General features: G+C 76.2%; 6 protein-coding genes and 2 pseudogenes. 6 read left to right on the top strand and 2 right to left on the bottom strand.

All coding sequences use genetic code 11. From position 1 onward, the window contains the following. Together ABT106_RS29760 and ABT106_RS29755 are read left to right on the top strand one after the other, a co-directional pair. A partial coding sequence (locus tag ABT106_RS29760; protein ID WP_351283539.1) for a VWA domain-containing protein occupies window positions 1-1,061 on the top strand: 1,061 nt, incomplete at its 5' end. Next, on the top strand, window positions 1,058-2,959 hold the full coding sequence (locus ABT106_RS29755) for a hypothetical protein (protein WP_351283536.1): 1,902 nt from the start codon (window positions 1,058-1,060) through the stop codon (window positions 2,957-2,959). The genes ABT106_RS29760 and ABT106_RS29755, both read left to right, overlap by 4 nt. Here the strand turns inward: ABT106_RS29755 and ABT106_RS29750 are convergent. Continuing rightward, window positions 2,952-3,167, bottom strand: a pseudogene (locus ABT106_RS29750) (hypothetical protein); the annotation flags it as partial. The gene ABT106_RS29755 and the pseudogene ABT106_RS29750 overlap by 8 nt on opposite strands. Before the next feature lie 67 nt (window positions 3,168-3,234). On the opposite strand from ABT106_RS29750, the gene ABT106_RS29745 reads away from it, so the two are divergent. From ABT106_RS29745 to ABT106_RS29735, 3 genes are all read left to right on the top strand, one after another. Next, on the top strand, window positions 3,235-3,801 hold the full coding sequence (locus ABT106_RS29745) for a TetR/AcrR family transcriptional regulator (RefSeq protein WP_351283534.1): 567 nt from the start codon (window positions 3,235-3,237) through the stop codon (window positions 3,799-3,801). 109 nt (window positions 3,802-3,910) lie between these two features. Beyond that, window positions 3,911-4,381, top strand: coding sequence for an SRPBCC family protein (locus ABT106_RS29740; RefSeq protein ID WP_351283531.1), 471 nt, complete (start codon window positions 3,911-3,913; stop codon window positions 4,379-4,381). A gap of 80 nt (window positions 4,382-4,461) precedes the next feature. Further along, entirely contained in the window at window positions 4,462-5,826 is a 1,365-nt protein-coding gene (locus ABT106_RS29735; protein ID WP_351283528.1) for a carotenoid oxygenase family protein, read from the top strand. Window positions 5,827-5,866: 40 nt separating this feature from the next. On the opposite strand, the gene ABT106_RS29730 is transcribed toward ABT106_RS29735, so the two are convergent. Further along, entirely contained in the window at window positions 5,867-7,552 is a 1,686-nt protein-coding gene (locus ABT106_RS29730) for a carboxylesterase/lipase family protein (protein ID WP_351283541.1), read from the bottom strand. Window positions 7,553-7,740: 188 nt separating this feature from the next. Between ABT106_RS29730 and ABT106_RS29725 the strand changes: the two are divergent. Then, window positions 7,741-8,146 (top strand): annotated as a pseudogene (locus tag ABT106_RS29725) (hypothetical protein); the annotation flags it as partial.

Below are 8,146 nucleotides of genomic sequence, written 5' to 3'. Positions count from 1 at the left end.
GACGCCCGCCGCACTGCCCGCCTACGCGTCGGTCCTGGCGGCCGGCGACCCCCACCACGCGGTCGAGGGCACGGTCGGACTCTGGTCCGCGCCGGGGCGGCGGCCGGGAGGCGTCCTTCCCCACCGCCCGGGAATGGTCGGGCGAACTGGAATCGCTGTTCGGCGCCGACGTACGGGAAGAAGTGCTCGCACGGGCCGCCGAATCGGGCCGCACCGACGTGCTCGCCCAGCTGGATCCGGCGAGCGTCAGGCCCTCGGTGGAGCTGCTGAGCTCCGTACTGTCCCTCGCCGGGGGCATGCCGGAGGCCCAGCTGGCCCGGCTGCGCCCCCTCGTCCGGCGGCTCGTCGACGAACTCGCCAGGGAACTCGCCACCCGGCTGCGCCCGGCCCTGTCCGGGCTCTCCACCCCGCGCCCCACCCGGCGTCCCGGCGGCCGCCTCGACCTCGCCCGCACCCTGCGTGCCAACCTCGCGCACACCCGCAGGCGTCCGGACGGCAGTGTGGTCGTCGTCCCCGAACACCCGGTCTTCGCCACCCGCGCGGGCCGGGAGGCCGACTGGCGGCTGATCCTCGTCGTCGACGTCTCCGGTTCCATGGAGGCTTCGGTCGTCTGGTCCGCCCTCACCGCGGCGGTGCTCGGCGGCGTGCCGACGCTGTCCACGCACTTCCTCGCCTTCTCCACCCAGGTCGTGGACCTCACCGACCGGGTCGAGGACCCGCTGTCGCTCCTGCTGGAGGTCCGCGTCGGCGGCGGCACGCACATCGCCGCCGGACTCGCCCACGCCCGCTCCCTGATCACCGTGCCGAGCCGCACCCTCGTCGTCGTGGTCAGCGACTTCGAAGAGGGGGCCCCGATCGGCGGCCTCCTCGGCGAGGTCCGGGCCCTCGCCGCCTCCGGAGCCCACCTGCTGGGCTGCGCGGCGCTCGACGACGCGGGCACGCCCCGGTACTCGGTCCCGGTGGCGGGCCAACTCGTCGCGGCGGGGATGCCCGTGGCCGCCCTCAGCCCCCTCGCCCTCGCCCGCTGGGTGGGCGAACGACTCCGTGGAGAACCCCGTTGAGCAGCGCAGACACTCCCTTGCCGGCCGTGGCCCCCGAGGTGCTGGCCGAAGCGGTCGAGAACCTCACCGCCCGCCTGCGCAAGAAGCTGGACGCGGTCACCGCGAGCTGCGCCGCCGCAGCCGTCCGCGAGCCGGACGGCAGCGTCGGCATCCGCTTCGGGGAGGACGCCGTCGTCACCCTGCGTCCCGGACCCGAGGGGACGCTCACGCGCGCCGAACAGGCCGTGTGCAGCTGCCTGCTGGCGCCCCGCTGCCTGCACCGGGCCGCCGCGCTGGGCGCGGCCCCGCTCGCTGACACCCCGCTCGCTGACACCCCGCTCGCCGACACCCCGTCGGCCGAGGCCGTGCCGGCCGAGCCGAGGCCCGCCCGCACGGCGCCCGCCGGAGCCCCGCTTCCGGTGCCCGGGGACTCCGCCGGGGAGCCGGCGCCGACCACGGCTGGGGACGCCGCCGTGCCCCGGGCCCTGACCGGCGCCCAGACCGCGGCCGCCACCGCGCTCTGGGAGGCCGCCGCCGAGGCGCTGGCCGCCGGAGTCACCGCCGGTGGCGCCGTCGTGCAGGCCGAACTGCTGCGCGCCGCGCACACCGCCCGCCTCGCCGCCCTCCCGCGCGCCGAAGCGGCCGCCCTGCGCGTCGTACGGGGCCTGCGCGCCGCCCGCGAGCGGCAGGCCGCCCAGCGCCTCGGCGACCTGACGGAGGCGTTCCGGGAACTCCTGTACACCACGGCCCTGCTGGCCTCCGGATCCACCGACCCCGCGCTCACCGGCACGTCCCGCCGCGCCTACGCACCGGGCGGCGGCCTGCGGGTGTACGGCCTCTGCCGCGAGCCGGTGCTCTCCGCCACCGGGTACGGGGGAGTGGTCACCCACCTCCTCACGCCGGACGGCGCCCGCTACTCGGTGGCCGACGTGCGCCCCGGCGGCCTGGCCCGGGCCCGCGGCGCGGGCTCCGCCTCCGTGGCCCTCGGCGGAGCCGTCCTCGACCACGCCGGGCTGGCCCGCGGCGGACTGCGCGTCGCCGGTGCCACGGTCTCCCCGGAAGGCCGGCTCGGCGCCGGACGCGGGGTCAAGGCCACCCCGCTGCCCGGCACCCCCTGGAGCGACGGGCCCGCCGCCGCGCTCTTCGCCCGCCCGGCGGCCGAGGCCGTCGCCGACAGCCTGGCCTCCCAGGACGGCGCCGAACCCGCACTGCTCGGCTGCGACGTGGCCGTCGTCGGCGCCGCCGGGGAAGACCTCCTGGTCCGCGAGGCCCGGCCGGACGGGCCCCTGCTCCGGCTGCGCGCCGCCCACCCCCACCCGGAGCTCCCGCACGCGGACAACCTGCGCCGCCTCGCCGGGCACCCGGGACTCCGGATCCGGGTCCTGGGCCGCCCCGACCCGGACCGGGCCGCCACCCTGCGCCCGCTCGCCGTCGGCCCGGTCCCCGGCGCCGACCACACCCTGCGGCTGCCCGAGGAGTGGCTCGGCCGCGCCGACCTCGGCTACGACCGCCTCCAGGGGCAGCACCTCCCGCCGGCGGGCCACACCCCGGACGCCGCGCAGGCCCCGGCCCCCGCGCCGGCGGAGCCGGACCCGCTGGCCGACTCCCCGCTGTGGCGCGTGCGCCGCCTGCTGGAGACCGGCGTCGCCGGAGGCCGCCGCGCCGTGGCGGAGTCCGCCCGGGGCGAGGACCACCGCTCGGGGTACGGGCCGCTGCGCCGGGCCGGTTTCACCGCGGCGGCGGACCGCGTCGCCGCGCTGGCCGCCGAGGCCGACCGCCGCCCCCGCGACGCCTTCGGCCGCCTCGGCGACCCCTCCGCCGAGGGCTACGCCCGGGCCTGGCTGGCGGCCGCCGCCCACCTGTCGGCGGCGGAACGCAGCCTGGTCGCCGCCTCCTGGGCGTCCCCGGCGCTCACCTGACGGCGGGGCCGTCCTGGCCGGGCCCCGCGCCGCCGCCGAGCCACGCCCGCAGCACGGCGAGATCGGGCTCGGCCAGGCCGCGCCCCGGATCGACGCGGTGCGGCAGGGCCCGGCCGGGGTGGCGGGCGCGGACCCACGCCCGGTCGGCGCCGGAGATCTCGTCGTCCACCCAGACGAGCGGGCACCCGGCCGCAAGCTCGACGAGCGCCGGGGGCATGGCGGAACGGTAGACCAGACCGCTTGACGCCAAGAAGTGTGAGTGGTTTATTACTCACATGAACACGGAACGACGACGGCAGCTCTCCTCCGCCGAGGAGCGCCGGGACACGGTGCTGCGCACGGCCATCGGCGCCTTCGCGGCCCGCGGCTACTTCGGCACGACGACCACCGAGGTGGCCAAGGCGGCCGGCATCTCGCAGTCGTACGTCTACCGGCTCTTTCCGAACAAGGAGGCGCTGTTCACCGCCGTGGTCGAGCACTGCTTCACCCGGGTCCGCGCCAGCCTCGAGGAGGGTGCCGCGAAGGCCGGGGGGAGTGACCCGGAGGCCGTCCTCCACGCCATGGGGGACGCCTACGCCCACCTGATCGCGGACAAGGACCTGCTGCTCGTCCTGACGCACGCCCAGGCGGCCGCGGTCTCCGAAGCCGCCGTGCGGGAGGCCGTCCGGGCGGGGTACGCCCGGATGGTGGAGTACGTCCGCGGCGCCTCGGGCGCCGGGGAGGCGGAGGTCCAGCGGTTCTTCGCCATCGGCATGCTCTGCCACCTGCTGGTCTCGGTCGACGCGCAGGACGTGGACGCCCCGTGGACCCGCACCCTCACTGCGGGGGTCCGGCACTACTGACCGCACGCGGGACGGGCGGGCCGAAGGGGCCCGCCCTCTCTGTGATCCAATGAGTGAGTGGTCAATCACTCTCACTGTGAACCCTCACCCACGAACCAAGGAGTACGCCGTGAACGCACCGGACACCACCGTCGACGAGTACGCCCCCGTCGTCGTCCGCCTCGAGACCACCGTCCACGCACCCCTCGGGACGGTCTGGGACCTGCACACCGACATCGCCGGCTGGGCCGGCTGGAACGCGGGCGTCGACTCCGTGGCGTACGACGGCCCGCTCGCTCCCGGCTCCACCTTCCGGTGGCTGACCCACGGCCTGGAGATCACTTCCACGCTCCTCCAGGTCGTACCCGGCGCACGGATCGTCTGGGGAGGTCCGGCCCACGGCATCGACGGCGTCCACGTGTGGACGTTCGAGCAGCCGGACCCGGAAGGCCCCGTGACCGTGCGGACCGAGGAGTCGTGGGCGGGGGCGCCGGTCGAGGAACGGCCCGCAGAGCTCGAGGCGATGCTCCGTCAGTCGCTGGAGCAGTGGCTCGGCCTGCTGAAGGCCCGGGCCGAGGCGGCTGCCGTGACCCCCGGCTAGGGCACGGCCCCCGGACCGCCCCCGCCCCCCGCCGTCCCGCCGCCCCACCTGAGAAGAAGAAGCCGAGCGAGGTCACCGTCATGAGCCAGCACCTGTCCAAGCCCTACCTGACCGGCCACTACGCCCCCGTCGCCGACGAGATCACCACGACCGCCCTCACGGTGGAGGGCGCCCTGCCCCCCGAGCTGACCGGCCGGCTGATCCGCAACAGCCACAACCCCAAGCCGGGCATCACCCCGGCCCACTGGTTCAAGGGCAGCGGCATGGTCCACGGCCTCCGCCTCCGTGACGGCCGCGCCGAGTGGTACCGCAACCGCTGGGTCCACACCCCCGCCCTCGACGGCGCCCCGTACATGACGGAGAAGGGCCCCGACCTGACGGCCAGTACGGCCGGCACCCACGTCATCGAACACGCCGGACGGATCCTCGCGCTCAGCGAGGCCGCGCTGCCCTTCGAGCTGACGGCCGACCTGGAGACGGTCGGCGCCCACGACTTCGGCGGGAAGCTCACCTCCGCGATGACCGCCCACCCGAAGGAGGATCCCCGCACCGGAGAGCTGCACTTCTTCGCCTCCTCCCCGTTCCCGCCCTACCTGATCCACCACGTGGCGTCCGCCGACGGACAGGTCCTGGACAGTCAGGACGTTCCCGGGGCGAGCGCCGCGCTCAAGCACGACTTCGCGATCACCGAGCGCCACGTCGTGTTCCTCGAGGGGCCTGTCACCTTCGACCCGGGCGAGCACTCGGGCATCCCGTACGGCTGGAGCGACGAGCAGCCCTCGCGCGTCGGCGTCATGCCCCGCGGCGCCGGCGGGGCCGGGCGGATCCGCTGGTTCGAGATCGGCCAGGGCTACGCCATGCACCTCGCCAACGCCTACGAGGACCCGTACGGGCGGATCGTCATCGAGGGCCCGTCGGTGGGCCGGGACGGCTGGCGGCGCTCCTGGAACTGGTGGGTCGGCGCCCCCGACCGCGGAGCCGAGCCCAACTCCGGCTCCCGGGGCCGCCGCTGGACGGTCGACCTCGCCGCCGGAGCCGTCCGGGAGGAGTGGACCGACGACCTGACCGTCGAGTTCCCCACGATCAACGAGGACTTCACCGGCCGCGAGCACCGCTTCCAGTACGCGCTGTCGTTCCCCGACGACCTCGGTGTCGGCAACCACGCCCTCGTCAAGTACGACCGGACCACCGGAGCCCGCTCCCTGCTGCCGTTCGGCACCGGGCAGCTGCCGAGCGAGGCCGTCTTCGTACCGGCCGCGGGCGGCGCGGGCGCGGAGGACGCCGGATACCTGCTGACCGTCGTGAGCGACCTGAACGCCGACGCCTCCCGGCTGCTCGTCCTGGACGCCTCCGACCTGGGCTCCGCACCGGTGGCCACCGTCCACCTGCCGCGCCGCGTGCCCGCGACCATCCACGGCTCCTGGATACCGGACGCCGCGAGCTGAACGCGCCGGGCGCGGCCGGAGGAACGGGAGGGCGGCGCCGTCACCCGGGGCCCGCGGCGGCCGGCCACCGGGCGTCCCACAGCGCGCAGTGGTGTGCGGCCCGCGGGTCCACGGTACGGATCCCGCCGGCCCCCGGCGCCAGGTTCAGCACGGAGGCCGGGGAGCGGTACCGCGGCCAGGCCGGGGCGCCCGCCGCCGCCGGGATCCCGGTGCGGGCGAACGCCGTCCAGTAGCCGGTCATCCGGTCCGCGAGCTCCCGCTGCGGCGCCGCCAGCGGCACGGACGTGAACAGGTAGGGCAGTTCGAAGCCGTGCGACGCGGCGTAGGGCAGCCCCGGCACCTCCGGCAGACCGGTGGCGTTGGGCGCGTCGCCGTCGGCGAAGACGTAGCCGTACGTCGGCACGTGCCGGGCGAGCGCGTCGGCGTCCCGCAGCGACGGGCAGGTGAACGACGCGTCGGACAGCAGGGTGGCCAGCGCCACCGCCGGGTTCGGGTAGGTGTCCACCGGATACTCCGCCTCGACCGCGCGGGCGGTCCCCGCGTCGAACGACCGCTCCAGCCGGGCCCGGTAGGCGGCCCGGTCGGTCACCGGGAACGCGGCCAGAGTCTGCCCGAGGAAGACCCGCATCTCGTCCCGGGTGGTTCCCTGCATCACGGGCACCCGGTGGAAACGCCCTTCCCGCAGCGCCCGCCGCGGCTCGGTCGGCAGCGAGGCGTTGCCGTAGGAGACCAGCGAGAACCGCCGCATCAGCTCCGGGGTGGCGAGCGAGCGGGCGTCCAGCCGCCGCAGGCAGTCCACGGCTCTCGTCTGCCCGGCTCCCGCCTGCCGGGCCCCCGCCTGAACCGTCACCGCCTCCGCCGCTCCCGCCGGGTGGCCGCAGCCGAGCCGGACCGCCGCCGCGGCCCCGTCCCCGGCCGTGCGCCGTTCGGGGGTGAAGGGCTCGTACGTGCCGAGGGTGGGCAGCAGGGACCGGGGCGGCATCGTCGTCGAGCACGAGCCGCTCTGCACCACCGCCCGGTGGAACAGGCCCGCCGAGGCCGGGGACACGAGGTGCGCGCAGACGCTCAGCGCGCCCGCCGACTCGCCGAAGACGGTGACGTTGCCCGGGTCGGCGCCGAAGCGTTCCGCGTTCGCCCGGACCCAGCGCAGCGCCGCCTGCTGGTCGGCCACGGCGAAGTTCGGGGCCCCGCCCAGTTCCGGATGGCCGAACAGTCCGAAGATCCCCAGCCGGTAGTTGACGGTGACGACCACCGCGCCGCCCCGCACGGCGAGCCGGTCCGGGCGGTACGGATCGCCCGCCCCGTTCTGGAAGCCGCCGCCGTGGAACCAGACCATGACGGGCCGCAGCGGCCCCCGGTCGCGGACCGGCGGCGCCGTGACGTTGAGGAACAGGCAGTCCTCCGAGCCGCTGGGGCCGCCGGGCCCGAGCGGCGGGAGCTGCACGCATCGGGCGCCGGGCGCGGCGGCCTCGCGGACTCCCCTCCACGCGGGCGCCGCTTCCGGCAGCCGCCAGCGCAGCGGGCCCGTGGGGGCGGCGGCGTACGGGACGCCCTCGAAGGTGTCGTACGCGCCGTGCGCCCGCCCGCGCACCGCCCCCCGGTCGGTTGTCACCACGGGCTCCGGCGGACCGGGCGCCGTACCCGCCGGTGCGGCGCCGGCCGCGAGGAGGAGCGACAGGGCGGCCGCCGGGAGCGCGGAGCCCCATCGGCGCCGCAGGAGACGCATGACGGGCACGGCTGACGCCCTTTCCCCGTGACGCCGGCCGGAGCCCCCACGGGGAGCCCCCCGTTTGCGCGCCCCGAATGGCGCAGTGAACAGAACTGACCGTAAATGTAACAAAGCGTGCGCTTCCCATGACGCACGATGACCGGCGCGCGATGTGTAGACCCGCGCGTCGGCGAACGGAGCTTTCCATGAATGACCCCATCACCCTCGAGGCGACGGACCACGAAGACCGCCCCGGGATCCCCGACACCCCCGCAGCGGACGCTCCCGGCCAGGAGTCCGTACGCACCCTGCTGGAAACGGCGGCGACCTGCCGCCCGCTCGAAGAGGTCACCGCGCTGGTGAGCCTCCTCAAGGACACCGGCCAGTCACCCAACCCCGGACACGAGGCGCTCCGCACGGCGGCCGTGACCCGGCCCGTGGACGAAGTGCGGCAGATGGTCGCCCTCCTGGGCGAGCACCCGCACGAGGTGGTGGAGGCGGACATCACGCTGCGCGCCGCCGCCGTCGGCCGGTCCATCGAGGACGTGGCCCTGCTGGTGACCATCCTCGGCGCGGAGGGGCCCGACGGCTCCGCCGCGCCGGAGCGGGCGC

Source organism: Streptomyces sp. NPDC002044, assembly GCF_040296725.1.
Classification (GTDB): domain Bacteria; phylum Actinomycetota; class Actinomycetes; order Streptomycetales; family Streptomycetaceae; genus Streptomyces; species Streptomyces antarcticus.
The sequence above is the reverse complement of the archived record's forward strand: the minus strand, read 5'-3'. Positions and strand labels throughout refer to the sequence as shown.

Bases quoted from the DNA above. Each gene is read 5' to 3' on its own strand.
- ABT106_RS29745 (WP_351283534.1), top strand. From the start codon at position 3,235: ATGAACACGGAACGACGACGGCAGCTCTCCTCCGCCGAGGAGCGCCGG.
- ABT106_RS29730 (WP_351283541.1), bottom strand. From the start codon at position 7,552: ATGCGTCTCCTGCGGCGCCGATGGGGCTCCGCGCTCCCGGCGGCCGCC.
- ABT106_RS29735 (WP_351283528.1), top strand. From the start codon at position 4,462: ATGAGCCAGCACCTGTCCAAGCCCTACCTGACCGGCCACTACGCCCCC.